28 protein-coding genes are annotated in these 26,579 nt (G+C 70.2%); 19 read left to right on the top strand and 9 right to left on the bottom strand.

Annotated elements, in window-relative coordinates; genetic code table 11:
• Positions 1 to 397 precede the first annotated feature (397 nt).
• Positions 398 to 730 carry a hypothetical protein gene (locus ADL03_RS30260; protein ID WP_053736978.1) on the top strand — a complete coding sequence of 111 codons (333 nt, stop codon included), beginning with the start codon at positions 398 to 400 and terminating at the stop codon, positions 728 to 730.
• Here ADL03_RS30260 and ADL03_RS30255 read toward each other — a convergent pair.
• Positions 717 to 1,196, bottom strand: coding sequence for a GNAT family N-acetyltransferase (locus ADL03_RS30255; RefSeq protein WP_053736977.1), 480 nt, complete (start codon positions 1,194 to 1,196; stop codon positions 717 to 719). The genes ADL03_RS30260 and ADL03_RS30255 overlap by 14 nt on opposite strands.
• A 71-nt stretch (positions 1,197 to 1,267) precedes the next feature.
• Here ADL03_RS30255 and ADL03_RS30250 point away from each other — a divergent pair, with 71 nt between their 5' ends.
• The 4 genes from ADL03_RS30250 to ADL03_RS30235 are packed head-to-tail and all read left to right on the top strand — an operon-like array spanning position 1,268 to position 5,143.
• On the top strand, positions 1,268 to 1,843 hold the full coding sequence (locus ADL03_RS30250; protein WP_053736976.1) for a YdeI family protein: 576 nt from the start codon (positions 1,268 to 1,270) through the stop codon (positions 1,841 to 1,843).
• A 5-nt stretch (positions 1,844 to 1,848) separates the two neighbouring features.
• The gene (locus ADL03_RS30245) at positions 1,849 to 2,502 is read left to right on the top strand and encodes a hypothetical protein (protein ID WP_053736975.1); all 654 of its coding nucleotides are present in this window, start codon (positions 1,849 to 1,851) and stop codon (positions 2,500 to 2,502) included.
• Between the two features lie 35 nt (positions 2,503 to 2,537).
• On the top strand, positions 2,538 to 4,646 hold the full coding sequence (gene ligA, locus ADL03_RS30240; protein ID WP_369809036.1) for an NAD-dependent DNA ligase LigA: 2,109 nt from the start codon (positions 2,538 to 2,540) through the stop codon (positions 4,644 to 4,646).
• Positions 4,646 to 5,143 carry a GNAT family N-acetyltransferase gene (locus ADL03_RS30235; protein ID WP_053736973.1) on the top strand — a complete coding sequence of 166 codons (498 nt, stop codon included), beginning with the start codon at positions 4,646 to 4,648 and terminating at the stop codon, positions 5,141 to 5,143. Before ligA ends, ADL03_RS30235 begins: the two co-directional genes overlap by 1 nt.
• Before the next feature lie 289 nt (positions 5,144 to 5,432).
• On the opposite strand, the gene ADL03_RS30230 is transcribed toward ADL03_RS30235, so the two are convergent.
• A complete protein-coding gene (locus ADL03_RS30230) occupies positions 5,433 to 5,873 on the bottom strand; it encodes an SWIM zinc finger domain-containing protein (RefSeq protein WP_157529474.1) in 441 nt (146 codons plus the stop codon).
• 17 nt (positions 5,874 to 5,890) lie between these two features.
• Here ADL03_RS30230 and ADL03_RS30225 point away from each other — a divergent pair, with 17 nt between their 5' ends.
• Positions 5,891 to 6,349, top strand: a complete 459-nt coding sequence (locus ADL03_RS30225) for a GNAT family N-acetyltransferase (RefSeq protein ID WP_197288756.1) — start codon at positions 5,891 to 5,893, stop codon at positions 6,347 to 6,349.
• On the opposite strand, the gene ADL03_RS30220 is transcribed toward ADL03_RS30225, so the two are convergent.
• The gene (locus ADL03_RS30220) at positions 6,346 to 6,570 is read right to left on the bottom strand and encodes a hypothetical protein (protein WP_053736971.1); all 225 of its coding nucleotides are present in this window, start codon (positions 6,568 to 6,570) and stop codon (positions 6,346 to 6,348) included. The two genes, ADL03_RS30225 and ADL03_RS30220, sit on opposite strands and share 4 nt — an antisense overlap.
• A 109-nt stretch (positions 6,571 to 6,679) precedes the next feature.
• Between ADL03_RS30220 and ADL03_RS30215 the strand changes: the two genes are divergently transcribed.
• Both ADL03_RS30215 and ADL03_RS30210 read left to right on the top strand, forming a co-directional pair.
• Complete coding sequence (locus tag ADL03_RS30215; protein ID WP_053736991.1) at positions 6,680 to 8,344, top strand: DUF262 domain-containing protein; 1,665 nt, start codon at positions 6,680 to 6,682, stop codon at positions 8,342 to 8,344.
• 86 nt (positions 8,345 to 8,430) lie between these two features.
• A complete protein-coding gene (locus ADL03_RS30210; RefSeq protein ID WP_053736970.1) occupies positions 8,431 to 9,126 on the top strand; it encodes a 3-keto-5-aminohexanoate cleavage protein in 696 nt (231 codons plus the stop codon).
• Between the two features lie 19 nt (positions 9,127 to 9,145).
• Here ADL03_RS30210 and ADL03_RS30205 read toward each other — a convergent pair whose 3' ends face one another.
• Positions 9,146 to 9,799, bottom strand: coding sequence for an ACT domain-containing protein (locus ADL03_RS30205; protein WP_053736990.1), 654 nt, complete (start codon positions 9,797 to 9,799; stop codon positions 9,146 to 9,148).
• Between the two features lie 218 nt (positions 9,800 to 10,017).
• On the opposite strand from ADL03_RS30205, the gene gatC reads away from it, so the two are divergent.
• The 6 genes from gatC to ADL03_RS30175 all read left to right on the top strand — a co-directional run bounded on the left by gatC (position 10,018) and on the right by ADL03_RS30175 (position 16,628).
• Complete coding sequence (gene gatC, locus ADL03_RS30200) at positions 10,018 to 10,317, top strand: Asp-tRNA(Asn)/Glu-tRNA(Gln) amidotransferase subunit GatC (RefSeq protein WP_053736969.1); 300 nt, start codon at positions 10,018 to 10,020, stop codon at positions 10,315 to 10,317.
• Positions 10,314 to 11,798 carry an Asp-tRNA(Asn)/Glu-tRNA(Gln) amidotransferase subunit GatA gene (gatA, locus tag ADL03_RS30195; protein ID WP_053736968.1) on the top strand — a complete coding sequence of 495 codons (1,485 nt, stop codon included), beginning with the start codon at positions 10,314 to 10,316 and terminating at the stop codon, positions 11,796 to 11,798. Before gatC ends, gatA begins: the two co-directional genes overlap by 4 nt.
• A complete protein-coding gene (locus tag ADL03_RS30190) occupies positions 11,795 to 11,992 on the top strand; it encodes a hypothetical protein (protein WP_197288755.1) in 198 nt (65 codons plus the stop codon). Before gatA ends, ADL03_RS30190 begins: the two co-directional genes overlap by 4 nt.
• A complete protein-coding gene (gene gatB, locus ADL03_RS30185; protein WP_053736967.1) occupies positions 11,989 to 13,491 on the top strand; it encodes an Asp-tRNA(Asn)/Glu-tRNA(Gln) amidotransferase subunit GatB in 1,503 nt (500 codons plus the stop codon). The genes ADL03_RS30190 and gatB overlap by 4 nt, the downstream gene beginning before the upstream one ends.
• 231 nt (positions 13,492 to 13,722) lie before the next feature.
• Complete coding sequence (locus ADL03_RS30180) at positions 13,723 to 13,971, top strand: hypothetical protein (protein WP_053736966.1); 249 nt, start codon at positions 13,723 to 13,725, stop codon at positions 13,969 to 13,971.
• Between the two features lie 233 nt (positions 13,972 to 14,204).
• Complete coding sequence (locus tag ADL03_RS30175) at positions 14,205 to 16,628, top strand: CHAT domain-containing protein (protein ID WP_197288754.1); 2,424 nt, start codon at positions 14,205 to 14,207, stop codon at positions 16,626 to 16,628.
• A gap of 400 nt (positions 16,629 to 17,028) precedes the next feature.
• Here the strand turns inward: ADL03_RS30175 and ADL03_RS30170 are convergent, their stop codons facing one another.
• Together ADL03_RS30170 and ADL03_RS30165 are read right to left on the bottom strand one after the other, a co-directional pair.
• Positions 17,029 to 18,192, bottom strand: a complete 1,164-nt coding sequence (locus tag ADL03_RS30170; protein ID WP_053736964.1) for a sorbosone dehydrogenase family protein — start codon at positions 18,190 to 18,192, stop codon at positions 17,029 to 17,031.
• A gap of 9 nt (positions 18,193 to 18,201) precedes the next feature.
• Positions 18,202 to 19,110 (bottom strand): alpha/beta fold hydrolase, encoded by a 909-nt coding sequence (locus tag ADL03_RS30165; protein ID WP_063798750.1) that lies wholly within the window; start codon positions 19,108 to 19,110, stop codon positions 18,202 to 18,204.
• A 39-nt stretch (positions 19,111 to 19,149) separates the two neighbouring features.
• On the opposite strand from ADL03_RS30165, the gene ADL03_RS30160 reads away from it, so the two are divergent.
• The 3 genes from ADL03_RS30160 (at position 19,150) to ADL03_RS30150 (ending at position 21,111) form a co-directional block, all read left to right on the top strand.
• On the top strand, positions 19,150 to 20,064 hold the full coding sequence (locus ADL03_RS30160; RefSeq protein ID WP_053736962.1) for a 2-hydroxyacid dehydrogenase: 915 nt from the start codon (positions 19,150 to 19,152) through the stop codon (positions 20,062 to 20,064).
• A gap of 69 nt (positions 20,065 to 20,133) precedes the next feature.
• Complete coding sequence (locus tag ADL03_RS49870) at positions 20,134 to 20,859, top strand: DoxX family protein (protein WP_231642435.1); 726 nt, start codon at positions 20,134 to 20,136, stop codon at positions 20,857 to 20,859.
• Positions 20,860 to 20,868: 9 nt separating this feature from the next.
• On the top strand, positions 20,869 to 21,111 hold the full coding sequence (locus ADL03_RS30150) for a hypothetical protein (RefSeq protein WP_053736960.1): 243 nt from the start codon (positions 20,869 to 20,871) through the stop codon (positions 21,109 to 21,111).
• A gap of 19 nt (positions 21,112 to 21,130) precedes the next feature.
• Here ADL03_RS30150 and ilvD read toward each other — a convergent pair whose 3' ends face one another.
• The 3 genes from ilvD to ADL03_RS30135 all read right to left on the bottom strand — a co-directional run bounded on the left by ilvD (position 21,131) and on the right by ADL03_RS30135 (position 23,975).
• A complete protein-coding gene (gene ilvD / locus ADL03_RS30145) occupies positions 21,131 to 22,975 on the bottom strand; it encodes a dihydroxy-acid dehydratase (RefSeq protein WP_053736959.1) in 1,845 nt (614 codons plus the stop codon).
• A gap of 83 nt (positions 22,976 to 23,058) precedes the next feature.
• Positions 23,059 to 23,496: a vitamin K epoxide reductase family protein gene (locus tag ADL03_RS30140; protein WP_053736958.1), complete on the bottom strand. Its 438-nt coding sequence runs from the start codon at positions 23,494 to 23,496 to the stop codon at positions 23,059 to 23,061.
• The gene (locus ADL03_RS30135) at positions 23,493 to 23,975 is read right to left on the bottom strand and encodes a PH domain-containing protein (RefSeq protein ID WP_053736957.1); all 483 of its coding nucleotides are present in this window, start codon (positions 23,973 to 23,975) and stop codon (positions 23,493 to 23,495) included. The genes ADL03_RS30140 and ADL03_RS30135 overlap by 4 nt, the downstream gene beginning before the upstream one ends.
• A gap of 199 nt (positions 23,976 to 24,174) precedes the next feature.
• Between ADL03_RS30135 and ADL03_RS30130 the strand changes: the two genes are divergently transcribed.
• On the top strand, positions 24,175 to 26,040 hold the full coding sequence (locus ADL03_RS30130; RefSeq protein WP_369809035.1) for an acetolactate synthase large subunit: 1,866 nt from the start codon (positions 24,175 to 24,177) through the stop codon (positions 26,038 to 26,040).
• On the top strand, positions 26,037 to 26,546 hold the full coding sequence (gene ilvN / locus ADL03_RS30125) for an acetolactate synthase small subunit (protein WP_197288753.1): 510 nt from the start codon (positions 26,037 to 26,039) through the stop codon (positions 26,544 to 26,546). Before ADL03_RS30130 ends, ilvN begins: the two co-directional genes overlap by 4 nt.
• Positions 26,547 to 26,579: the final 33 nt, after the last annotated feature.

Genomic DNA, 26,579 nt, shown 5'->3' with positions numbered 1-26,579 from the left:
CGCAAAACGCTCGGCTGGGACAACCCAGCCGAGCGCCTCGCTAAGCTCCTGGTCAAAGCCAGTTGATCACTTCTGTTGCAACGACCCCTTGAAAGCGCCGATAGGAGTGGGGGCTTTCGGCACCCCCCAGGCGGGGGATGAGTCGGGATCGATTCCGAAGGGCGAGGCGGGATCCACTCCGCGCGACGGGTTGCGGTCGGTTCCGGGGGATGGGTCGGGATCGGTGCCGGGGAACGAGCGGCGGCCGGTTTCGAGGGACGGGTTGCGGCCGGTTTCGCGGGACGGGTTGCGGTCGGTTCCGGGGGATGGACCGCGGCAGGTTTCGAGGGACGAGCCAGGACCGGTTCCCAGTGACGAGTCGCAACCCGCCCCGGCGGACGAGCCGCGATCGGTCCCGTTGAGCGGACCGGGCTTCGCCCAGGGCAAGCCGTCCGCGGTCGTCCACCCCGACGGGTCGGTCACGGTGTACGTGCGCTCGGGAACCGCGTTGATGGCGTACGCGGAAGGCGCGTGGCGCGAGATCGCCTCCGGGCTCACCGGGAGTCCCGAGGTCGTCCTCCGTCCGGACGGGACGATCGCGGTCTACGCGCTGCGAGACGGCCGCGTGCACCGCCTGGGCCAGACCTGGGAACCGTTGAGCGACACCCGTTTCATCGACTCGGTGTCCGCGCAGCCCGACGGCACGGTGTACGCGCGCCGGTCCGACGGCACCGTGCTCAAAGTCGGTTGAACGGCTCCGCGTACCGGAACGGCCCCGGCTCCACCGGTGCGAACAACCGGGCCTGGAAGTGCGGCGCCCACTGCGCGACCGGCGGCGTGATCCCGAACTCCTCGGCCAACCGGAACCCGAACCGCGAGTAGTAGCGCGGGTCCCCGAGCAGCACCACCGCTGACTCGCCCAGGGCCTCCGCCGCCCCGAGCACCGCGTGCACCAGCGCCTTCCCGATGCCTGCCCGCTGGTGTTCGGGGTGCACGGCGATGGGCCCGAGGCCGAGGGCGGGCGCGTCGCCGATGTACCCGCGCGTGCACACGACGTGGCCCAGCACGCCGTCCGCCACCAGCGACAGCTCCGGGATCCACCCCTCGTCGGCGCGCAGCCAGTCGATGAGCGGTGCCTCCGGGCCGTTCTTGAACGCCAGGTTCGTGACGGCGCGGATGGCGTCGATGTCGGCGGGTGTCTCCCGGCGGATCAGCATGACGGGATCCTCGTCTGGGCAACGCGTGCGGCGCCACCCATAATTCGGGGCGTGGTGAGGGAGTTGATGTCGTGGCCGAGCAGAGTGCGCTGACCTTCTTCGAGGGGCCGGAGGAGTTCGACCGGTGGCTGCACCGCAACGGTGCCACCGAGACCGAACTGTGGATCAAGTACGCGAAGAAGGGGTCGGGGCTGCGGTCGATCACCTACGGCGAGGCGCTGGACGTCGCGCTGTGCCACGGGTGGATCGACGGCCTGGTGCGCTCGATCGACGACACGTACTACCAGCAGCGCTGGACGCCGCGCACGGCGCGCAGCAAGTGGTCCAAGCGCAACTGCGGCAAGGTCGAGGAGCTGATCGCGGCCGGGCGGATGTTGCCGGCCGGGCTCGCGGAGGTCGAGAAGGCCAAGGCCGACGGCCGCTGGGAGGCCGCGTACGCGGGTCCCGCGACGATCGAGGTGCCGGACGACCTCAGGAAGGCGCTCGACGCCAACCCGAGGGCCGCCGCGTTCTTCGAGACGCTCAACAGCCAGAACCGGTTCGCGATCCTGTTGCGCGTGCACGACGCGAAACGGCAGGAGACCAGGCAACGGCGCATCGCCCAGTTCGTCGACATGCTCGCGGAAGGCCGCAAGCTCTACGCTTGAGAATCATGAAGTGGTTCCGCCGCCGCAAAGCGGAAGACGCCGTCCCCGCGCACCTGCCGAACGCCCAGGAGGCCGCCCAGCGGTTCTGGGAGCAGTGGTTCGAGCTGGTGCCGGTGGTGAGCGCGGCGCTGGGCGACGGCGAACCGCACCGCGTCGAGGACGACCTCCAGGCGCTCGTCCACGCCATGCACCCGGATCTGTTGTTCAGCCTGGAGCAGGGGCACATGGCGATGTACGCGCTCGTCGTCACCGGCCAGGAGGACCCGCGGCTGCGCCCGTACACCGACGCCTGGATCGCCGCGGCGCCGCCCTCGGACATGGTGTGGGAGTTCCACGACTCGGTGCCGCCGGTGCCCGACCCGACCGAGGTGGTCGTCAACCTCGGCGCGGTGAAGATGCTGCTGGGCGACTTCCGGATCGTGGCCCAGGTGGACGGTGCGGTGGTCGACGTGGCCGTGTACCACCCGGCGCTGGGGCAGCTGACCGATCAGCAGCGGCAGACGATGACGTTCCTGCCGCTGGACGTCACCCTCGGCGAGCGGCTGGCGGGGGAACGGCTGCGCCGCGTCGAGACGGCCCAGCTGGAGCCGGAGGGGACGATCAGCCTGCTGGAGCTGCGTTCACTCGTTCGGACACTCGCGCAGGTCTCGGACGACTGAGCTGCCCGGAATTGTCGGACCTGGTCACTAAGCTCGTGGACGTGACCAGCGAGAGCCTTGAAGACGTTCCTGCCGAGATCCGCGAGCGGCACGCCGTGCTCGCGGAGGAGGTGCGCTCGCACCAGTTCCGCTACTACGTGCTGGACGACCCGATCGTCACCGACGGTGAGTTCGACGCGTTGCTGAAGGAACTGGAGGCACTCGAGGCCGCCCACCCCGGCCTGGCCACGCCGGAGTCGCCGACGCAGCTCGTCGGCGGCACGTTCTCGACCGAGTTCAGGGCGGTCGACCACCTGGAGCGGATGCTCAGCCTGGACAACGTGTTCACGCAGGACGAGCTGGCCGAGTGGTTCCGGCGCGTGGAGCGGGACGCGGGCGAGGGCACGCACTTCCTGTGCGAGCTGAAGATCGACGGTCTGGCCATCAACCTGCTCTACGAGAAGGGCCGGCTCACGAGAGCGCTCACCAGGGGCGACGGCCGCACCGGTGAGGATGTCACGCTCAACGTCCGCACAATCGCGGACGTGCCGGAAACCCTGAAGGGCTCGCAGGAGTACCCGGTGCCGGACCTGGTCGAGGTGCGCGGCGAGGTGTTCTTCGCGGTCGAGGACTTCCTGGCGCTCAACGCCTCGCTGGTCGAGCAGGGCAAGCCGCCGTTCGCGAACCCGCGCAACACGGCGGCGGGGTCGTTGCGGCAGAAGGACCCGAAGGTCACCGCGGCGCGCAAGCTGCGGATGATCTGCCACGGCATCGGCAAGACCGAGGGCTTCACGCCGCAGCGGCAGTCGATCGCCTACGAGGCGTTGAGGCAGTGGGGCCTGCCGGTCTCCTCGCACACCAGGGTGCTGACCGATCCCGCGGAGGTCGCGCGGCACGTCGAGCACTGGGGCGAGCACCGCCACGACGCGGTCCACGAGATCGACGGCGTGGTCGTGAAGGTCGACGAGGTCTCGCTGCAGCGGCGCCTGGGCACGACGTCGCGGGCCCCGCGCTGGGCCATCGCGTACAAGTACCCGCCGGAGGAGGCCACGACCACCCTGCTCGACATCTCCGTCCAGGTGGGCCGCACCGGCCGCGTCACGCCGTTCGCGCTGATGGAACCGGTGAAGGTGGCCGGCTCGACGGTCGCGCGGGCCACCCTGCACAACGCGTCGGAGGTGAAGCGCAAGGGCGTGCTGATCGGCGACCGGATCGTCATCCGCAAGGCCGGCGACGTGATCCCCGAGGTGCTCGGCCCGGTGCTGGCCGCGCGCCCGGCCGACGCCCGCGAGTTCGTGATGCCGTCGCGGTGCCCCGAGTGCAACGCCGAGCTGCGCCCCATGAAGGAGGGCGACGTCGACATCCGCTGCCCGAACGCCCAGACGTGCCCGGGCCAGCTCCGCGAACGCCTCGCCTACCTCGCCTCCCGCTCCGCCCTGGACATCGAGGTGCTCGGCTACGAGGCCGCGGCGGCGATCACCGAGTCGACCGCGTACACCAACGAGGCCGACCTGTTCGACCTCGACGCCGAGTCGCTCAGGCAGGTCGAGCGGTTCGTGACGATCAAGGGCGAGCTGTCGGCGAATGCGCTGAAGCTGCTCGACAACCTGGAGACGGCGAAGTCGCGTCCGCTGTGGAGGGTGCTGGTCGCGCTGTCGATCCGCCACGTCGGCCCGACCGCGGCCCGTGCGCTGGCGCAGCAGTTCGGGTCGATGGACGCGATCCTCGCGGCCGAGGAGGACGTGCTGGCCGGTGCCGAGGGCGTGGGCCCGACCATCGCGGCCGCCGTCGTCGAGTGGCGGGAGACCGGGTGGCGCCAGGAGGTCGTGCGGCGCTGGGCGGCCGCGGGCGTGCGGATGGAGGACGAGCGCGACGAGTCCATCGCCCGCAACCTCGAAGGCCTGTCGATCGTGGTCACCGGGTCGTTGACGGACTTCTCCCGCGACTCGGCCAAGGAGGCGGTCCTGGCCCGCGGCGGCAAGGCGGTGGGCTCGGTGTCGAAGAAGACCTCTTTCGTCGTGGTCGGCGACTCGCCAGGATCCAAGTACGACAAGGCCGTCTCCCTCAAGGTGCCGGTGCTCGACGAGGCCGGTTTCCGCGTGCTGCTCGATTCCGGCCCGGACGCGGCGCGGGAGGTGGCCCTGAACCCGGAGGAAGAACCCTGATGGCAGACGTGCTCATCCGCCCGGCCCGCGAGGCCGACCTGGCCGCCGTGGGAGCGATCACCGTCGAGGCCTACCGCGCCGACGGCTACGTCGCCGACACCGACGACTACGCCGCCCACCTGGCCGACGCGACGACGCGGTTCCACGAGGCCGAGCTGCTGGTCGCCGTGGACGCCGCGGACGGCGAGCTGCTGGGCTCGGTCACCGTGGTGCTGCCCGGCACCCCGTTCGCGGAGGTGTCCGAGCCGGGCGAGGCGGAGTTCCGCATGCTGTCGGTGGCCGCCGCGGCACGGGGCCGCGGCGTGGGCGAGGCCCTGGTGCGGGCGGTGCTCGACCGCGCCCGTGCCCTCGGCGCGGACCGGGTGGTGCTCTCCTCCTCGGAGAAGATGCTGGCGGCACACCGGTTGTACGGGCGCCTGGGGTTCACCCGGCTGCCGGACCGCGACTGGTTCGTGCGCCCCGGCGCGAAGCTGCTCGCGTACGCCCTGCCGCTGTGACCGCGACCCGCGGGCGGTAGCGCGTGGAGCGACCGCGAACGGGGCCTCGCGAACGACGAGAACCGTGCCGACGTCACCCATGACACCGCCCACCACCCCGCTGGGCGCGGCTCGCCGCCGTCGCGGTGGAAGGGCCACGTCCGAGGCGAGTGACATCGGCTGCTCAGCTCTCGCCGGGCCCAGATCGCCGCACCCACTACCGGTCCGCAGTGGTCAGGAGCAGGTCACACGGCCTCTTGCCCCTTGGCCCGTGACCTACCCCGCGTGTGCCTGACGACCCGCCAGACCACTAGCTCGGCGCCCGTTCCACTTCCCGCGACGCCTTCATGATCCGCGACCGCAGCCCCAGGTCCCCGGCCGCCTGCTCGTACAACAGCTCCCGCAGCACCTCCGCGGGCAGCGATCTCAGCCGGTCGCGCAGCTCCACGTCCTCCGCGTCCGGCGGCGGCACGGTCTCCCCGCGCTCCAGCAGCACCAGCCCGACGGCCACGCAGTGCTTGCAGAAGAACCCCTCCGACCCGTGCGGACAGGTGCACGCCCCCGCCAGGTGCGTCTCGGCCCACGAGAGCTCCACCGAGTACAGGGCGTCCTCGCTGCCGCGCACCAGCGCCGTCACGTGCCTGCTGTGCACCCGCAGGGCACGCACGGCATCGCGGTAGGTCAGACCACGCCAGTAAGACTTGGTGCCAGCGCGGTGCAGCAGCAGCTCGGTGGTGAGGGTCGTCGACACGACGGTCATCCAACCGGGTGACCACGGAAAGGGACAACATGATCGCGATCGGCCCGCTCGAACCGCCCGACCGCCCGCGCTGGCAACAGCTCTTCGAGGGCTACAACACCTTCTACGAACGCACACTGCCCGACCGGACCTACGACGAGAAGTGGCAGGCGTTCCTGAGCGACGACCGCATCCACGCCCTGGCCGCGCGGACGGAGGACGGAATCGTCGGCATCACGCACTTCCTCCGGCACCCCAGCACCTCCGGCCCGGACGTCTGCTACCTCCAGGACCTCTTCACCGCCCCCGAGGCGCGCGGCCGCGGCGTGGGCCGCGCGCTGATCGAGGCGGTGACGGCGTGGGCACGGCAGCAGCGGTGCGCGCGGGTGTACTGGCACACCGCCGAGCACAACGCGACCGCCCGCGGGCTCTACGACCAGGTCGCGGAGAAGACGCCGTTCCTGCACTACCGGATCGTGCTCGGCTAACGGGCGGCCGCTTCCAGGTCGAGCAGCGTGACGGCGGCCCGGAAGTACTTGTTGGTGCCGAGGTCGCGCACCGTCTTGATGTTGAACGCGGCCTTCAGCTTCTCCGCGTCACCCGCGCTGACCCCCTGCAACGCGTCGACCGGCGCGTCCAGGATCTCGGTCAGCGGCAGGTTCTCGTAGGCCTTGTCGAGCAGCATGTCGAGGTTCACCGAAACTGCCATGATCCGTTACCTCCAGCGGTGCGGGTGGTTCGGTCAGGCCAGATTGTGGTGCCACTCGTCCGCCACCGCAGTGCGTAACGGCGGTCCACGGCCCCGCGATGTGGCGATCATGCAACAGCTCGAAGCCCATGAGGTGCCACTGCGCAAGGTGTTCGGCAGCGACTACGACTTCCGGATCCCCGATTACCAGAGGCCCTACGCGTGGGAGGTCGAGCAGGCGAGGCAGCTGCTGGACGACCTGGTCGAAGCACTCGGACGCGATGACGACGAGCCCTACTTCCTCGGCTCCACGGTGCTCGTGAAGAGCAACGGCGCCGCCGACTCGGAGGTGATCGACGGGCAGCAGCGGCTTACCACGCTCACGATCCTGTTCGCGGTCGTGAGGGATCTCGCGTCGCCGGGCGGCATCCGGACGTCGCTCGACAAGATGATCGTCGAGCCGGGTGACGAGCTGCTCGGACTCGAGGCAAAGCCCAGGCTGGAGCTCAAGAAGCGTGATCGGGGGTTCTTCCGCACCTACGTCCAGGAGCCCGGCCGCATCCAGGACCTGGTCGATCTGGGTGACATGGCCCTGAAGACCGACGCGCAGCGCGCGATCAGGGACAACGCCAAGGCGTTGCGCGCGGTGCTCGTCGACATGGGCGAGGACGCCCGGCACCGGCTGGTCAAGATGATGAGTGCCAGGACGTTCCTGGTGGTGGTGAGCACGCCGAACCTGGCCAGCGCACACCGCATCTTCAGCGTGATGAACGCCCGCGGCCTCGACCTGTCACCCGCGGACATCTTCAAGTCGAAGGTCATCGGTGAGCTGGACTCCGACGAGTACGCCACGAAATGGGACGACGCCGAGGTCATGCTCGGCAGGAGCAGCTTCGCCGACCTGTTCCTCTACCTGCGGATGATCTTCGTCAAGGAGCGGGCGAAGCAGGAACTGATGATCGAGTTCCCCAAGCAGGTGCTCGACGGGTACCTGCCGGACCGTGCCGCCGAGTTCGTCGACGACGTGCTGGTGCCCTACGCCGAGGCGTACCGGCGGATCCGCGAGTTCGGCTACGTGGCGTCGACCGGGGCCGAGCAGATCAACTCGTGGTTCCGGCGGCTCGCGCAGATCGACAACAACGACTGGCTCCCGCCCGCGCTCTGGGCCGTGCGCCACCACGGCGACGACCCCGACTGGCTGGACCGCTTCCTGCGCCGGCTGGAGCGGCTCGCCGCCAGCATGTTCGTCCGCCGGGTCTACACGACTCCGAGGGTGATCAGGTACGCGAACCTGCTGCAGGAGCTCGCGGCCGGCCTCGGGCTCGACGCACCCGCTTTCCGCCTCGGCGACGACGAGCGCGCGGAGACCCTGCGGCAGCTCGACGGAGCGCTGTACCTGGTGCCGAAGATCCGGAAGTACGTGCTGCTGCGGCTCGACGAGATGGTGGCCGACGGCTCCGGCGTGACGCACACCTTCTCGATCATCACGGTCGAACACGTGCTGCCCCAGCGGCCGGCGGAGGACTCGCGCTGGGTGGCCGACTTCTCCGCGGACGACCGGACGACCTGGACGCACCGGATCGCCAACCTCGTGCTGCTGAACAGGACGAAGAACGCCGAGGCGCAGAACTACGACTTCGCCCTCAAGAAGGCGAAGTACTTCCTGAGCGGCAAGGGCGTGGCGGCGTTCCCCCTCACCAGCCAGGTGCTCGCCCAGGACGAGTGGACGCCCGCTGTCCTGGAGACCAGGCAGAAGGAGCTGATCAGGACGCTCGCCGAAGGCTGGAACCTCTGACCGGTGTTTTCGCCGGGCGAGAGCCACCGGAAGACGGCGGCCATTGGCGCGACGCGCTGAGCGGCTTGGTGTGGGACCGTTGACCTGTGCTGCAAGCCTGTCTGAACGGCTCCCGCACCGCGCAGGAGCACCCGGCCCTGCCGTTGAGCCCCGAGCGCCTGGCCGAGGACGCCGCCGACGTCGCCGCGCTCGGTGTGACGTCGGTGCACCTCCACCCGAGGGACGTCATCGGCGTGCCCACGCTCGTCGGGCCCGAGGTGGCCACCACGATCGCCACGGTCAGGGCGGCGGTGCCGGGGATCGAGATCGGGGTGTCCACCGACGTCGACGGGCCGCGGGCCGCGGTGATCGGCAGCTGGGCGCCGCTCGCGGCCGGGCGGCCGGACATCGCGTCCGTGCGCGTCGGGCAGCCGGGGTGGCAGGAGGTGGTCCAGGCGTTGCACCAGGTCGGCGTCGCCGTCGAGCTGGTCGTCGACAGCGTGGCGGCCGCGCAGCTGCTGCAAGCCGCGGACGTGGACCACGTGGCCCGGCTGACCGCGACCGCGACCCGCGCGAACGTCGCGGAGCTGCTCGGCCGGCTCGAACCCCTGCACCGGCCGATTCTGTTGCACGGCAGGGACGCCGAGGCGTGGCCGGTGCTCGACCACGCCGGCCGCCTCGAACACAGCACGCGGATGGGGCTCGCGGACACCCTGACGCTGCCGGACGGCCGCGTGGCCAGGAACAACGTCGAGCTCGTCGCCATGGCCAGGAGGTCGCTCAGGTCCAAGGCGCCCCAGTAGGTGCCTGCCCGGTGAGTCCCTAGTCCGGCAGCACCACGGCCACGATGCCCGCCAGGTGCGCCAGCCGGGCCACCTCGGCCGCGCGGAACATGGGGCCACCCGGACGGCCGACGACCAGCACCCGGTCGGGCTTGCCCAGCGGCGTGGCGGCCAGCTCGGTGCCCAGCTCGCGCCAGGTCTCCGGCACCCACTCGTCCTCGCCGTCGAGCACGGTCGCGCGCTCCAGCGGGAACCACGGCACGTCCGCCATCCGCGTCTCCGGTGCCGCCGACGACGAGGTCAGCCGGTTGATGCCGGTGCCCTCCGGTCCGACGACGACCGCCCAGCCGGCCCGGATGATCTTCGGGACGCCCTCGGTGAACACCTCGAGGCCCTTGTGCGGCTCCTCGGCGATCTCCTCGACGAGCTCCAGCTCGCGGTGGGTGTCGAGGATGCCCGCGTACGGCCGCACGGCGTCGACCTCGACGCCCTCGACGGACTCGGCCGCGGTGATCAGCGTGTCGGGCAGGCGCCCGGACGGCAGCTCCACCACGAGGTCGTCGATCGCCAGGCCGGAACCGCGTTCCACGACGTCCACGCTGAGTATGTCCGCCCCGATCTCTCCCAGTGCCGTTGCGACCGCGCCGAGGGTGCCGGGACGGTCCGGGAGCTGGACCCGGATCAGGAACGACAAGGTGAACGCCTCCATAGCTCGTGCGCGTGACCCCGCGTCTCGCACCGTTGCCGGTCGGTGATTCTCGCAGACGCATCCTCAACGCATGACCTGCTGTCCGCGTTGCGGAACGGTTAAGTTGAGCCGTCGCTCGGTAACCCGTTCGAAGACGCTGCTGACCAGCCCATAGACTCACGGGGTTCCCGATTCGTATCCCGACCCTACGGGGGTTGACAGGAGTGCCCAGCATCTCCCGCGACGAGGTCGCGCACCTGGCGAAGCTCGCCAGGCTGGCTGTCACCGACGACGAGCTCGACCTGTTCGCCGGCCAGCTCGACGTGATCCTCCAGTCGGTGGCCACGGTGGGCGACATCGCCACGGCCGACATCCCGCCGACGTCGCACGCCGTTCCGCTGACCAACGTCTTCCGCGAGGACGTGGTCCGTCCGAGCCTCGGTCAGCAGCAGGCGCTCTCTGGCGCTCCTGATGCCGAGGACGGCCGGTTCCGCGTGCCCCGCATCCTGGGTGAGGAAGCATGACCAACGACCTGATCCACGCCACCGCGGCCGAGCTCGCCGCGAAGATCCACAGCGGCGAGGTCTCCTCGGTCGAGGTCACGCAGGCCCACCTGGACCGCATCGCCGAGACGGACGGGAAGGTCAACGCCTTCCTGCACGTCGACACCGAGGGCGCGCTCGCGCAGGCCCGCAGGGTCGACGCGGACGTCAAGGCCGGCAACGCCGTCTCGCCGCTGGCCGGTGTGCCGCTGGCGCTCAAGGACGTCATGACCACCGAGGGGATCCCGACCACGGTCGGTTCCAAGATCCTCGAAGGCTGGCTGCCGCCCTACGACGCCACGGTGACCCGCAAGCTCAAGGAAGCCGGCGTCGTCATCCTCGGCAAGACGAACATGGACGAGTTCGCCATGGGTTCGTCGACCGAGAACTCCGCCTACGGCCCCACGCACAACCCGTGGGACCTCGACCGCATCCCCGGTGGCTCGGGCGGTGGCTCGTCGGCGGCGCTGGCCGCGTTGCAGGCACCGCTGGCCATCGGCACCGACACCGGTGGCTCCATCCGCCAGCCCGGCGCCGTCACCGGCACCGTCGGCGTGAAGCCCACCTACGGCGGGGTCAGCCGCTACGGCCTCGTCGCGTTCTCGTCCAGCCTCGACCAGGCCGGTCCGTGTGCGCGCACGGTGCTCGACGCCGCGTTGCTGCACGAGGTCATCGCCGGCTACGACGAGATGGACTCCACGTCCATCAACGCCCCGGTGCCGCCCGTGGTCGCCGCCGCCCGCGAGGGCCTGTCCGGCGACCTGTCGGGGCTGCGCATCGGCGTCGTCACGCAGTTCACCGGCGAGGGCTACCAGCAGGGCGTGCTGCGCAGCTTCGAGGCCGCCGTGTCGCAGCTCAAGGAGCTCGGCGCGGAGATCTCGGACGTGTCGTGCCCGAGCTTCGACTACGCGCTGCCCGCCTACTACCTCATCGCGCCGAGCGAGTGCTCGTCGAACCTCGCCCGGTTCGACGCCATGCGCTACGGCCTGCGCGTCGGTGACGACGGCACGCGCAGCACCGAGGAGGTCATGTCGCTGACCCGCGAGGCCGGTTTCGGCCCGGAGGTCAAGCGCCGCATCATCATCGGCACGTACGCGCTGTCGTCGGGCTACTACGACGCGTACTACGGCTCGGCGCAGAAGGTCCGCACGCTGATCACGCGGGACTTCGCGAAGGCGTTCGAGAACTTCGACGTGCTGATCTCGCCGACCACGCCCACCACGGCGTTCAAGATCGGTGAGCGCGCGAACGACCCGATGGCCATGTACAAGGCCGACCTCTGCACCATCCCCGCGAACCTCGCGGGCACGCCGGCGATGAGCGTGCCGAGCGGCCTGTCCGATGAGGACGGTCTGCCGGTCGGCCTGCAGATCATGGCGCCGGCGCTGCAGGACCACCGCATGTACCGCGTCGCCGCGGCATACGAGCTCGCGCGTGGCGCGTTTGGAGGGCCGTCGCTGTGAACATCAAGAAGGCACGTGGCCTCTTCGGTCTCGTCGGCGCCGTGGTCGGCGCCGTGGGAGCGTTCTCCGGTCTGAAGGTCGCCCGCGAGAAGAAGGACAAGCTCGCGCTGGCGAACGCGATCGCGAGCTTCGCCGTGGCGATCACCGGTGCGGCGCTGGCCGCGCGCGCACTGCGGAAGGACGAGTTGGCATGACCTCTCTCGTTGAACTGATGGACTACGACGAGGTCGTCGAGAAGTACGACCCGGTCCTGGGCCTCGAGGTGCACGTCGAGCTGCACACGAACACGAAGATGTTCTGCGGCTGCGCCAACGCCTTCGGCGGCGAGCCGAACACCAACACCTGCCCGACCTGCCTCGGTCTGCCGGGGTCGCTGCCGGTGGTCAACGCCAAGGCGGTCGAGTCCGCGATCCGCATCGGCCTCGCGCTGAACTGCGAGATCGCGCAGTGGTGCCGGTTCGCCCGGAAGAACTACTTCTACCCGGACATGCCGAAGAACTTCCAGACGTCGCAGTACGACGAGCCGATCGCGTTCAACGGCTGGCTCGACGTGACGCTGGACGACGGCGAGGTCATCCGCGTCGAGATCGAGCGCGCGCACATGGAGGAGGACACCGGCAAGTCGCTGCACGTCGGTGGCGCCACCGGTCGCATCCACGGCGCCGAGCACTCGCTGCTCGACTACAACCGCGCCGGCGTGCCGCTGATCGAGATCGTCACGAAGATGATCCCGGGCACGAAGGAACGCGCTCCCGAGGTGGCCCGCGCGTACGTCACCGCGCTGCGCGACCTGCTCAAGGCGCTCGACGTGTCCGACGTCCGCATGGACCAGGGCTCGCTGCGCTGCGACGCGAACGTGTCGCTCTCGCCGAAGACCACCGGCGCGCTGGGCACCCGCACCGAGACCAAGAACGTCAACTCGCTGCGCAGCGTCGAACGTGCCGTGCGCTTCGAGATGACCCGCCAGGCCGCGGTGCTCGCCTCCGGTGGCGAGGTGATCCAGGAGACCCGTCACTTCGACGAGTCGTCCGGCAGCACGTCACCGGGCCGCAAGAAGGAGACGGCGGAGGACTACCGCTACTTCCCCGAGCCCGACCTGGTCCCGATCGCGCCGTCGCGCGAGTGGGTCGAGGAGCTCCGCGGCACCCTGCCCGAGCTGCCCTGGGAGCGCCGCGCGCGCATCCAGAAGGACTGGAACCTCACCGACGAGGTCCTGCGCGACCTGGTCAACGCGGGTGCGCTGGACCTCATCATCGCCACCGTCGAGGCGGGCGCGAAGCCGGACGAGGCCCGCCCGTGGTGGGTGTCCTACCTCGCGCAGCAGGCCAACGCGAAGGGTGTCGAGCTCACCGACCTCGCCATCACCCCGGCCCAGGTGGCACGGGTGATCGAGCTGGTGAACTCCGGCGCGCTGACCAACAAGCTCGCCCGCGAGGCCGTCAACGGCGTGCTGGCGGGCGAGGGCTCCCCGGACGAGGTCGTCGAGAAGCGCGGCCTGAAGGTCGTCTCGGACGACTCGGCGCTGGAGAAGGCCGTCGACGAGGCCCTCGCGGCCCAGCCGGACGTGGCCCAGAAGATCCGCGACGGCAAGGTCCAGGCCGCCGGTGCGATCGTGGGCGCGGTCATGAAGGCGACGAAGGGCCAGGCCGACGCCGCCCGCGTGCGCGAGATCATCATCGCCAGGTGCAGCTGAGATGTGACGCTGCGTCGAGATCGGGACGAGGACAAAAGGTCCCGGTAGATACGCAATAGATGTATGAATCACAAAGGGTCACCTGTTTTCGCAGGTGACCCTTTGTGATCTTAGGCCGTCCGAGTGGCTGTTAGCTAAATGAGACGTATACCCGTAGCGGTGTGTGCCACTCTCTCCATGCATCCATCTGGGGGGATGGAAAGTAATAGTCCAAACGAGGGGGGAAACCTCATGACGACGCAGCGTGAAGGGTTCTTGGGCGACATCGTCGACAAGGTCAAGGACCTGCTCGACAGCCCCGAGCCGAAGAAGACCCCGCAGCCGGAAGACCCGCCGTTGACGCCGCAGTGCTGCGGCCCACTGCCTCCCGGCTGGCCGGTGATGGGTGACCACAAGCTGGTCACCGAGGGTCCGGTCGAGCACGACCCGGACTGCCCGAACCACCCGGACAACCTGGCCAAGCAGGAAGTGGCCAGCTAGTCACGCTCTGCGCTGTCCTTCAACCGGTGTCTGCGCCTGGTTGGAGGACAGCGCCATTCGGGCGAATGTGGTGTGATGATCACATGCCCGCTCGTGCCCTGGACAGGGCGCGCGAGTTGTACCAGAAGGGATGGGCGGAGCAGGCGAGGTACCGCTTCCCGCCTGGCATCCGTCTCCTGAAGCGTGCACTCGTGCACGCCGATCGTGCCCCAGACAGTCCGGAACGGACGGAGTTGCGGGCTCGAATCCTCTACACCCTCGGCCGGTGCCTGGCTGAAACGAGCGGTTCGGACGTCGCGATCGAGCTGTTCGACCGGGCGAGGCAGGAGATCGAGCTCCTCGACGACCCCTGGCTGCGCGTGTTGCTGAAGGGGAACACGGACTACTGCCACGGCGGCATGATCATGCGCATGGGGCAGCCGGAACAGGCGGTCCAGTGGTTCAGCCGCTTCATCGATTTCACCGAGAACGCGTTGCTGACCTCACCCGACCGGATCGACCGGCAGTGGGTGCAGCGTCTCGCGACGTCGTTGACCGCCAGGGCCTTCTCCAACGCGGCCATCCGCAGGCGCGAGCTCGCCATCGCGGACCTGGAGCGGGTGGCTGTCCTGAGCCGGGAGTACAACCTCGACGACCTCTACCCGTACACGGTCGCGGCCCTTGCCAACACCCACAAGCAGAGCGGGGACCTGGTCGAGGCGCTCCGGCACTACGAGGAAGCGGAGCGCATCTTCCGCGTGACCGAGCAGCATTCGGTGCTCGCCGGTGTGCAGCTCCTGCACGCCGAAGCGATGTTGATGGTCGGTGTGTCCGATGACGTCGGCCGGATGCTCGACGAGGCGCTGCTGGTCCTGCGCAAGGACAAGGTCAACCAGGACATCGCCGAGGTCGAGATGTACCGGGCGTCGGCGGCGTTGCTCGACGACCAGTTCGACCTGGCCCGCCGGATGGCGAAGGCTTCGATGCGCAAGCTGGAGAAGCGGGGCAGCACCTGGTGGATGATGGCTGCCCTGATCGAGCTGTGGGCGCATGCCATGCAGGTCAAACGCGTGACGAACGCGTTGGTGCAGAAGGCGTTGACCCTGTCCGAGCAGCTTGCGGACAACCACCTGCTGGACGAGGCCTCGCTCGCGAAGGTGCTGGCTGCCCGGCTGGAGATCCGCAGGGGCAGGCTGTCGGACGGCGAGGAGCTGCTGCGGCAGCTGCCGGGCCCGCGTGCGGTCACGCCGCTCGACCAGCGCATGCAACGCCGGCTCGTCCTCGCGGAGCTCGCCCTCCGGAAGGGAGATCGCCGTACCGCGTTGCAGCACGCGCGCAAGGGCCTGGACGAACTGGGCCTGGTGCGCGATCAACTCGGTGGGCTGGAGCTGGTGTCCGCCACGGCGGTGCACGGCCGTGAGCTCCGCGACCTGGCGATCCGCCTTGCCTTGGAGAGCCACAACGCCCGCCACGTGTTCGTGTGGATCGAACGCACCCGCGCGCAGACCTACCGCTACGAGCCGTTGGAACTGGTCGAGAACCCCGAGCTGGCCGAACGCATCGCGGAGGTGCGCGGTCTGGGCCGGGAGCTGATGCGGGCCGGTCTGGACGGCCGGCCGACCACCAAGCTGCGTGCCGAGATCGTGAGGGCGCAGCGTGAGGCGAACCGGCTCGGGTGGCACGCGCAGCGCTGGGGACGGACGCGTCCGGTGGCGACGGTCAGCGAGGTCTTCGCCGAGCTGGGCGACCGGGCGATGGTCAGCTTCGTCGTGTCCAACGGTGAGATGGTCGCCGTGGTGCTGGCGGGTGGTCGTGTGCGGATGGTGCGCCTGGGGATCGCCGAGGACGCGCTGGAAGGCGCCCAGAAGCTGCACTTCGACCTCAACGCGCTGGCGCCGGACCACCTCCCGCCGCCGTTGGTGCAGGTCATCGGGGCTTCGGCACGCAAACAGGCGGATGCCCTCGACTCGTTGCTGATCAAGCCGCTGGTCGGGCTCATCGGCGAGCGGGAGCTGGTCATGGTGCCGACCGGGTCGTTGTACGCGGTGCCGTGGGGAGTGCTGCCGAGCCTGCACGGGCGGCCGGTCACGACGGCGCCGTCGGCCACGGCCTGGCTCGCCGCCACGCAGTCCGCCGAGCCGAAGACCGACCGGGTGTTGCTGGTCAAGGGGCCGGGGCTGCAGTTCGCGGACGGTGAGCTGGACCGGCTGGGCGCGCAGCACGCGGAGGCGACCGTGCTGGCGGGGGACCAGGCGACCGCGGGTGAGGTGCTCGCGCGCCTCGACGGGGCGGACCTGGTGCACGTCGCGGCGCACGGGGAGCACGAGAACGAGAACGCGTTGTTCTCGCGGCTGGAGTTGTTCGACGGGCCGTTGTTCGCGCACGAGCTGGGGCGGCTGCGCAAGCCGCCCGCGCACGTGGTGCTGTCGGCGTGTTCGCTGGCGTTGAACCGCATCCGTCCTGGTGACGAGGCGCTCGGGTTCGCCGGGGCGATGCTCGCGGGTGGCACCCGGACCGTGGTCGCCGCGGCCAGCAAGGTCGGTGACGAGGCGAGTGCGGCGGCGATGGCGGACTACCACCGTGCGCTGGTGGCGGGGGCGGCACCGGCCGTGGCGCTGGCGGAGGCGATGGCGAAGGACCCGTTCCGCAGGCCGTTCCTGTGCCTGGGGTCCGGCTAGGCCGTTCGAGTGGTTGTGCACCGCAGCAACCGGTGAACCCACTGGTCAGATGTGACTTGTGGCCGATCAACGGCGGCGGTTGGTGAACTTCTCTCGACCTCTCCCGAGGTGCTGTGCCACCCTGAACGCCTCGACCGAGGGGAACGACCACGGTCGTCGCAGCCGCCCAGGGGGTGAGGCTGAGCGGCGGTGGTCGTACCAACGGCCCGCCCATCGGCCCTGGTCGGTGCGCGGGCCGTTGTCGGGTCGTCAAGCTCGGCCTCTCGCCGCACCACTCACTCGCGCCGAAGCTGAACGCGTTGCGGCGTAGAGACAACCGGGTCTCCGTCGAGGTCGCCGGGCAGCCCGGTCCCGTGCGAGGCGGAGCGCACGCGGCGAGCGTCCCCGAGTGACGCGGCGGTCAGTCCTTCGTGCCGCCGGGCGGGCCCTGGCGCGTGATGAAGGCGACGCGGTCGTCGGACGACACGGGCTGGCCACCGGCCTTGTTCACCGTGCCGACCAGGGCGGCCGAGTCGTTCAGCAGCTCCATCGGGCCGAGCAGGCCGTAGCCGTTCTCCTGCATGGCGGGCTCCGGCTTGCCGGTGATGGCGCCGTCGGGGTTCATCGGCAGGTTCTGGAAGCCCGCCACCTTCGACGTCGACACCCACAGCACGTCCGACAGCGACGCGCAGCCCATCACGCCGGGCCGGTCCGTCCAGCGCCACGCCGGGTCGGCGAGCGGTTTGCCGGGCGTGACGCGGTAGACGACGTCACCGGACGCCGCCCAGTCGGTGACCCAGATCTTCGTGGTGTCGCCGGCGACGCACAGGCCGCCGGGTAGCCGCAGGCCGGACGCGATCACCGCGGACCCGGCCGTCGGGTTGCCCTGGGCGGGCTTGCCGGAGCCGTCGATGCGCAGGACCTTGCCCGCGAGGGAGTTCGGGTCGGCGGCCAGCGCCGGGTTGCCCGCGTCACCGGTCGCGACCAGCAGCGCGCCCTTGCGGTCGCTCGCCAGCACGCCGCGGTTGCCGGTCGGGCCCTTCGGGATGCCGGTCAGGATCGGCTTCGGCGTGTCGCCGGGCGCGATCCGCAGCACCCGGTTGTCCGTCGCGGTCGTCGCGTACACGTACGCGAGCTGGTCCTCGGCGAACGTCGCCGAGATCGTCAGCCCGGTCAGGCCGCCGTCCGAGGACGCGTCCACGTCGATCTGCGCGACGACCACCGGGTCGACGTCCTTGGAGACCTTGAGCAGCCGGCCGCCGCGCTCGGTCGCGTACGCGGCGACACCACCGTTGGCGTCACCGCCGATCGGAGCGACGCCGGTGACCGGGTTGAGGCAGGTGGCGATCACGCCGGGGTTGAAGTCCTTGCAGCCCTGTGGCGGCGGCACGCTCTGCGGCGCCGGGTTCTGGCCGTTCTGGCCGGGGGACGGCCGGTACTCGCCCGGCAGCTCCGGCCGCGGCCCCGCCTGCGGGGTCAGCTGTGGTTGCGCGCTCCAGCTCGTGGGCGGCGGCTCGTCGGGAAAGCTCGCGCAGCCCCCTGCCAGCAGGCAGGCGGCGGCCAACAACGCAACGGAACGAACCACGAACCCAGGCTAGGTGCGCGACCGTGAACCTGAAGTGAACGCGGTCGTGGTCTCGACGGCGAAGTCGACGGCCGCCACCCGGTCGAGCACGAGGTCCAGCTCCTCGCTCACCACCTCCGGCGCCTCCAGCGGCAGGTAGTGGCTGCACGGCAGCACCCGCAGCCGGGCCTGGGGCAACGCTCCGGCGGGCGTCGCCATGCTCTCCGTGGTCGCCAGCACGTCGTCGCGCCCGGCCAGCAGTGTGACCGGGCACACGATCGGGCGGAGGTCCTGGCGCGGTGCCTCACCCAGCGCGAGCGCCAGCGTGAAGTACCAGCGCCAGTCGTGCCGCAGGAACCGGCTGACCGCCCGTGCCACGGCCTTCGGGTCGCTGCTCGGCTTGATCACGCCGCTGTGCCGCAGCAGGAACGTCGTCAGGTCCGTCACCGGCATCCGGTGCAGCACCCCGTCCAGCAGCGGACCGGCCTGCTGGAGCAGCCGGGTGGCGGTCAGGCCGACCGTGCGGCGCCACCGGCTCGGCACCAGCGGCAGCATGCCCCCGAACGAGTCGCCCGGCGCACCCGCGACGAGCAGCAGGCCCGCCACCCGGTCCGGGTACCGCAACGCCAGCTCGGCGGCGATCGTGACACCCATCGACCAGCCCATGACGACGCACCGCTCGATGCCCGCGTCGTCGAGCACCGCCAGCGCGTCGGCCACGTGGTCGTCCAGTGTGATGTTGCGCTCGTCGGCGGGCCGGTCCGAGCCCATCGTGCCGCGCATGTACCAGCTGACGAGGCCGTGGCGGTCGGCCAGCGACGGCCACGACTCCGGCCCCGACCCGACGCCGGGGCACAGCAGCACCGCCGGACCGTCGCCGCCCACCTGCCACGTCCGGATCTTCGTGCCGTCCCACGAGGTGACGTCGTGCTCGCGCATGGCCGCCATTCTGGCGCACCCCGGCAGTATGTTGCAGGGGTGACGCTCACCGTGCTCGTGCCAGATGCCCTCGGAGTCGACGTGCTGTCCCGGGTGGACGGTGTCCGGCCGGTTCGCTACGTGCCGGGGGAACCGCTGCCGGCGGAGGCGGCGCGGGCCGAGGTCCTGGTGCCGAAGTTCCTCGCCGGCACCGATCCGCGCGACGTGTTCGCGCAGCTGCCGGACCTGAGGCTCGTGCAGCTGCTCAGCGCGGGCGCGGAGAACTTCGTCGGCCGCGTTCCGGACGGCGTGCTGCTCTCCACGTGCCGCGGCGCCCACGGCGGCAGCACCGCGGAGTGGGCGATCGGCGCCCTGCTGGCGATCTACCGGGACCTCCTCGTGTTCGAACGGGCCCGCGCCGAGGGCCGCTGGGACTACCACACGACGGACACGTTGCAGGACAAGAAGGTCCTCATCGTCGGAGCGGGCGACCTCGGTCAGCAGCTGCGGCGCCGGCTGGAACCGTTCGACGCCACCGCCACCCTGGTCGGCCGCACCGCACGCGAGGGTGTGCACGGCATCGACGAGCTGCCCGCGCTGCTGCCGGAGTTCGACGCGGTCGTGATCTTCACGCCGATCACCGACGAGACCAGGCACCTCGTCGACGCCAAGTTCCTCGCCGCGATGAAGGACGGCGCGATCCTGGTCAACGGTGCCCGCGGCCCGGTCGTCGACACCGACGCGCTGCTCGCGGAGCTGACCTCCGGGCGGCTGCGCGCGGCCCTGGACGTGACCGATCCCGAACCACTGCCCGCGGATCATCCACTGTGGACCGCACCGGGTCTGCTGCTCACCCCGCACGTGGCCGGGAGCTGCACGGGGAGCTTGCAGCGCGCCTACGCCGTGGTCGCCGCCGAGGTCGCCCGGTTCGTGGCGGGGGAGAACCCGCGCAACCTCGTGACCGGGAGCTACTAGGCCGTTGGGGCGAGGCTTCGCTGCCGTTCGGCTCTCGCGCGCGCTTTGCCGGTCTCCTAGCGTGCGGGCGTGGCTACTCACGACAAAGGCTCGACCAGTTCGAGCGCTTTCTCCGACGACTCGTTCTACTCGGGCAGCGGAGGGGGAGTGCACCACTTCGACGACGGCACGACCAGAGCCGGCGAGAGCGCGTCGCCGTACGACCCGACGACGAAGTCCTTCGACACGACGGCCTACACGCCGCTGGACAAGTCCACTGTGGACAACCACGGGGACGACGACGCGTTCGACGAGCGCAGGAGGTTCCGCTGGACCGCGGGTCCCGACCTCGGTCTGCTCGGCATGCGTGCCGTGCTCGGCGGCATCTTCGTGCTGCACGGCCTGCAGAAGGTCTTCGGGCTCTTCGGCGGTCCCGGCATCAACGGCTTCGCGCAGTCGCTGGAGAAGATGGGCTACCGCGAGTCGGTCGTCCTCTCCTGGGTCACCGGCATCACGGAGCTGGCCGGTGGCGGCCTGCTCGTGCTCGGCCTCTTCACGCCGCTGGCCGCCGCGGGCCTGCTCGCGGTGATGGCCAACGTCATCGCGCTGAAGTACAAGGGCGGCTTCTTCGGCCCCAACGGCGTGGAGCTGGAGCTGGCGCTCGCGGGCATGGCGTTCGCGGCGCTGTTCGCCGGGCCCGGCCGGGCCGCGCTGGACTACAACCGCAGCTGGTTCCGCCACCCGCTGGCGGCCGGGTTCATCGCGCTGCTGCTCGGAGCGGGTGGCGCGGCGCTGACGTTCTTCGTGTTCCGGTAGGAACGGCGCATGCGGAAGAACCTGACGGGCGCGGTCCTCCAGCTCGCCCTGCTGGTGGTCGGGATCCCGGTGGTCTACCTGGTGGCGTTCCCGTTCGGGCTCACCGCGAGGTCACTGCTGCCGCCGCTCGGCCTGCTCGCGGGCCTGGTCGTCGCGGGGATCCTGGTCAAGAGGACGAACCAGCCCGTCAGCGGACCGCTGACGGGCTGGCTGGTCTTCGGCACCTGCCTGGCGCTTGCCGCTGTTCTCTAGCGGCTGCGGTGTTCCAGCTCTAGCGGCTGGGGTCGCGCACGGCACCCGTCGAGGCGTCCGTCGCCATCCGCGCGTACGCCCGCAGCGCGCCCGTGACCGGGCGGATGCGGTCGACCGGCTGCCACGGCCGTTCCGAGGCCTCCATCTTGGCGCGGCGCTCGGCCAGCACGTCGTCGTCCACCAGCAGCTCCAGCCGCCGCTCGTGCACGTCGATGAGGATCCGGTCGCCGTTCTCGACCAGGCCGATCGTGCCGCCACCGGCCGCCTCGGGCGAGACGTGGCCGATCGACAGGCCCGAGGAACCGCCGGAGAAGCGGCCGTCGGTGATCAGCGCGCACTTCTTGCCCAGGCCGGAGCCCTTGAGGAACGCCGTCGGGTGCAGCATCTCCTGCATGCCGGGGCCGCCGGAGGGGCCCTCGTAGCGCACGACCAGCACGTCGCCGGCCTGGATCTCCTTGTTCAGGATCACCGACACGGCCTGCTCCTGGGACTCGACGACGCGCGCCGGGCCCTCGAAGCGCCACAGCTCCTCGTCGATGCCGGCCGCCTTGATGATCGCGCCGCGCTCGGCCAGGTTGCCGCGCAGCACGGCCAGGCCGCCGTCCCTGGTGTAGGCGTGCTCGACGTCGCGGATGCAGCCGCCCGCCGCGTCGGTGTCCAAAGAGGACCAGCGGTTCGCGGTGGAGAACGCCTGCGTCGTGCGCACGCCGCCGGGGGCCGCGTGGAACAGCTCCAGCGCCTCCTGCGACGGGCTCTCCGCGCGGATGTCCCACTTCGCGAGCCACTCCGCGAGCGTGGGCGTGTGCACCGAGGTGACGTCCTCGTTCAGCAGGCCGCCGCGGTGCAGCTCGCCCAGCAGCGCGGGGATTCCGCCGGCCCGGTGCACGTCCTCCATGTGGTAGTCGGAGTTCGGCGACACCTTCGACAGGCACGGCACGCGGCGGGACAGGTCGTCGATGTCCTGCAGCGTGAAGTCGATCTCGCCCTCCTGCGCGGCGGCGAGGATGTGCAGCACGGTGTTCGTCGAGCCGCCCATGGCCATGTCCAGCGCCATCGCGTTCTCGAACGCCTTGCGGTTCGCGATCGACCGCGGCAGCGCCGACTCGTCGTCCTCGCCGTACCAGCGCTTGCACAGCTCCACGACCACGCGGCCGGCCTCGGAGAACAGCTCGCGGCGCGCGGCGTGGGTGGCGAGCGTGGAACCGTTGCCCGGCAACGACAGGCCGAGGGCCTCGGTCAGGCAGTTCATCGAGTTCGCGGTGAACATGCCGGAGCAGGAACCGCAGGTCGGGCACGCGGAGCGCTCGACCTCGCTCAGTCCCGCGTCGTCCACGGCGGGCGACGCCGAGGCGGAGATCGCGGTGATGAGGTCGGTCGGTGCGACGGCGACGCCCTCGACGACGACGGCCTTGCCGGCCTCCATCGGGCCGCCGGAGACGAACACGACGGGGATGTTGAGGCGCATGGCCGCGTTCAGCATGCCGGGCGTGATCTTGTCGCAGTTCGAGATGCACACGATCGCGTCGGCCTGGTGCGCGTTGACCATGTACTCGACCGAGTCGGCGATGATCTCGCGGCTGGGCAGCGAGTAGAGCATGCCGCTGTGACCCATGGCGATGCCGTCGTCGACCGCGATGGTGTGGAACTCGCGCGGCACGCCACCCGCCTCGCGCACGGCCTCGGCCACGATGTCGCCGAGGTCGCGCAGGTGCACGTGGCCCGGCACGAACTGCGTGTACGAGTTGGCGATCGCGATGATGGGCTTGCCGAAGTCGCTGTCCGTCATGCCGGTCGCGCGCCAGAGAGCGCGGGCTCCGGCAGCGTTGCGGCCGTGCGTGGTGGTGCGAGAGCGGAGCTGAGGCACTGCTCCTCCAGATTCAGTTCAAGAAGAATGCGCGCGGGACGGCCGGGTCAGGCGTCACCAGTCTGGGAGCGGTGCCTCAAAGGTTACTCGTGCCCCGCGGCAGCGTTCTCACGCAGACCGGCCGAGACCAGCAGATAGGCCAGTGCGAGCGTGATGATGTGCACAACCGTGCACCACAGGCAGATCTTGCCGATGATCAGCAACTCGGCCGCGACCAGGTACACGACCATCAGGACACCGACGGCGACGGCACCGAGCCGCACCCACTTCAGCGCCTCGACCCGCCACGCGAACGGGAGGCAGATCACGGTCAGGAACGCGAAGAAGGCGAGCCCGAGGATCGCGACCGGGATGCCGAAGAGCTCCGACTGGTCGCTGGAGGTCACCGTCTCACAGTCCACGACCGCGTCGGCCGAGCAGATCAACGCGGACCGGTCGAAGTGCGTGTACGTCAGGTAAGCCGAGGTCAGCAAGCCCGCGATGGACAGCAGCAGGCTCAGCAGCGGAACTCGTTTGGTCACTTCTCCGACTGTACGGATCCGGGTGTTCCGCTCTCGTCAGACTCGGCGGCCGCCTCGCCGGATTCAGCCTTTCCGGCTTCTTCCTCCGCCGCCGCCTTCTCCGCCGCCAGCGAGGCGTTCGGGTCCGGCACGAGACCGCCGCTGATCGCCGACAGCGCGGGCAGGTGCATCATCCGCACGGCCGGGAGCGTCACCTCGGTGTCGTCGGACCGCACGGCCTTCAGCCAGCCCTTCTCGACCAGCCGGAGCGACTTCAGCTCCGACCACCGCACCGTCGTGGAGCCGAACAGGCCGCGGGCGACGAGGTCCTCCTCGGTGGCGGTCGTGCGGTTGCGGACCACCCAGTACGCGTACCCGAGCGGGAAGACGTAGAGCACCTGCAGCCCCGGAGCGACCCACGCCACAGGCGTCACGCAGATCGCGATCAAACACGCCGCGAGCAGGGCCGTTGCCGGGATGCGAAAGACCAGCTTCTTCACCCGGACGATTGTTCCACGTCCACCATCCGGGAAATCCATCCCGCAGAGTTGACGGCCTCTTGCGCAAGGCGATACCGTCCGCTTCATGCAGCGCACGCTCGTTCTCGTACTTCTCAGGCGCGTCGACGCCTGAGCCGAACAGCCTGCGTCGACGCGCGACCCTCGCACGACCCGTCTCTGGGTTGTCGAGGGTTTTTTCGTGTCCGGACCCCGATACCCACGAGGCAATGAGATGACCAGCGCACCATCGCGACAGGCCTCCGAGCCCACGTCGCCCCGTCCAGGCCCGCGGCCCAAACCGGCTCCGCCCTCCGGCGCGCCGATCCGGGTGACCGGTGCCCAGTCGCTCGTCCGCTCGCTCGAGGCGGTCGGCTGCGAGGTGGTGTTCGGCATTCCCGGCGGCACGATCCTGCCGGCCTACGACCCGCTGCTCGACTCCACGAAGGTCCGGCACATCCTGGTCCGCCACGAGCAGGGCGCGGGACATGCCGCCACCGGGTACGCCCAGGCCACCGGCAAGGTCGGCGTCTGCATGGCGACCTCGGGACCGGGGGCCACGAACCTCGTCACCCCGCTCGCGGACGCGAACATGGACTCCGTGCCCATCGTCGCGATCACCGGCCAGCAGTCGCGGCCGCTCATCGGCACGGACGCCTTCCAGGAGGCGGACATCTGCGGCATCACGATGCCGATCACCAAGCACAACATGCTCGTGACCGACGCCGCGGAGATCCCGCGGGCGATCGCGGAGGCGTTCCACATCGCGGCGACCGGCCGACCCGGCCCGGTCCTCGTCGACATCCCCAAGGACGTGCTGCAGGAGACCACCAGCTTCTCCTGGCCGCCCGACCTGCGCCTGCCCGGTTACCGGCCGACGACCCGGCCGCACGGCAAGCAGGTCCGCGAAGCCGCCAAGCTGATCGTCAGCGCCCGCAAGCCCGTCCTGTACGTGGGCGGCGGCGTGATCAAGGCGGACGCCCACGCCGAGCTGCTGCGCCTGGCGGAGGACACCGGCATCCCGGTCGTCACCACGCTGATGGCGCGGGGTGCGTTCCCCGACTCGCACCGGCAGCACCTGGGCATGCCCGGCATGCACGGCACCGTCGCGGCCGTCGCGGCGATGCAGAAGTCCGACCTGCTGATCGCGCTGGGCGCCCGCTTCGACGACCGCGTGACCGGCGTGCTGTCGTCGTTCGCACCGGACGCACAGGTCATCCACGCCGACATCGACCCGGCCGAGATCTCCAAGAACCGCCGTGCGGACGTCCCGATCGTGGGCGACTGCAAGGAGATCATCACCGAGCTGATCGACGCGGTGCGCGCCGAGAGCGAGACGGCCACCAAGGTCGACCTGGCGCCGTGGTGGGAGACGCTCGACTCGATCCGCGAGACGTTCCCGCTCGGCTACAACTGGCCCGACGACGGCACGTTGTCGCCGCAGTACGTGATCGAGCGCATCGGCCAGCTGTCCCCGTCGGACACGATCTACACCGCGGGCGTCGGCCAGCACCAGATGTGGGCCGCGCAGTTCGTGAAGTACGAGCACCCGCGCACGTGGATCAACTCCGGCGGCCTCGGCACGATGGGCTTCGCCGTTCCCGCCGCCATGGGCATCAAGGCCGGTGAGCCGGGCCGCACGGTGTGGGCCATCGACGGCGACGGCTGCTTCCAGATGACCAACCAGGAGCTCGCCACCTGCGCCATCGAGGGCCTGCCGGTGAAGATCGCCGTGATCAACAACGGCAACCTGGGCATGGTCCGGCAGTGGCAGACCCTGTTCTACGGCGAGCGGTACTCCAACACGGATCTGGGGACGCACAAGCACCGCATCCCAGACTTCAAGCTCCTGGCGGAAGCGCTCGGATGCGCCGGCCTGCGGGCCGAGTCGCGCGAGGAGGTGGACGAGGTGATCGCCAAGGCGCTGGAGATCAACGACCGCCCGGTCGTCGTCGACTTCGTCGTCGGCAAGGACGCCCAGGTGTGGCCGATGGTCGCGGCCGGCACCGGCAACTCCGAGATCATGGCCGCCCGCGGCATCCGCCCCCTGTTCGATGAGGACCTGTGATGACCAGGCACACGCTGAGCGTTTTGGTCGAGGACAAGCCCGGTGTGCTCGCACGCGTCGCCGGCCTGTTCTCCCGCCGCGGCTTCAACATCGAGTCGCTGGCGGTCGGCCGCACGGAGTACCCCGACATCTCCCGCATGACGATCGTGGTGTCGGTCGACGAGCTGCCGCTGGAGCAGGTCACCAAGCAGCTCAACAAGCTCATCAACGTCATCAAGATCGTGGAGCTGGAGCCGGCGGCTTCCGTTCAACGGCAGCTGGTGCTGATCAAGGTCCGCGCGGACGCGACGGTGCGGTCGCAGGTCCTCGAAACCGTGCAGCTCTTCCGCGCGAAGGTCGTCGACGTGTCGCCGGAGGCGGTCACGATCGAGGCCACCGGCACGTCTGAAAAACTCGACGCGTTGCTGCGCATGCTGGAGCCCTACGGGCTTCGCGAGATCGTCCAGTCCGGCATGGTCGCCATCGGCCGTGGCGCTCGTTCCATCACCGCCACCGCGGTCCGCTAGAAACTGCGAGGTCGTGCCGGTCGTCCGGTTGCC

This window comes from Nocardia sp. NRRL S-836 (assembly GCF_001279525.1).
In the GTDB taxonomy this organism is placed as follows: Bacteria; Actinomycetota; Actinomycetes; order Mycobacteriales; family Pseudonocardiaceae; genus Lentzea.
This window is presented reverse-complemented; position numbering and strand designations above follow the sequence as displayed.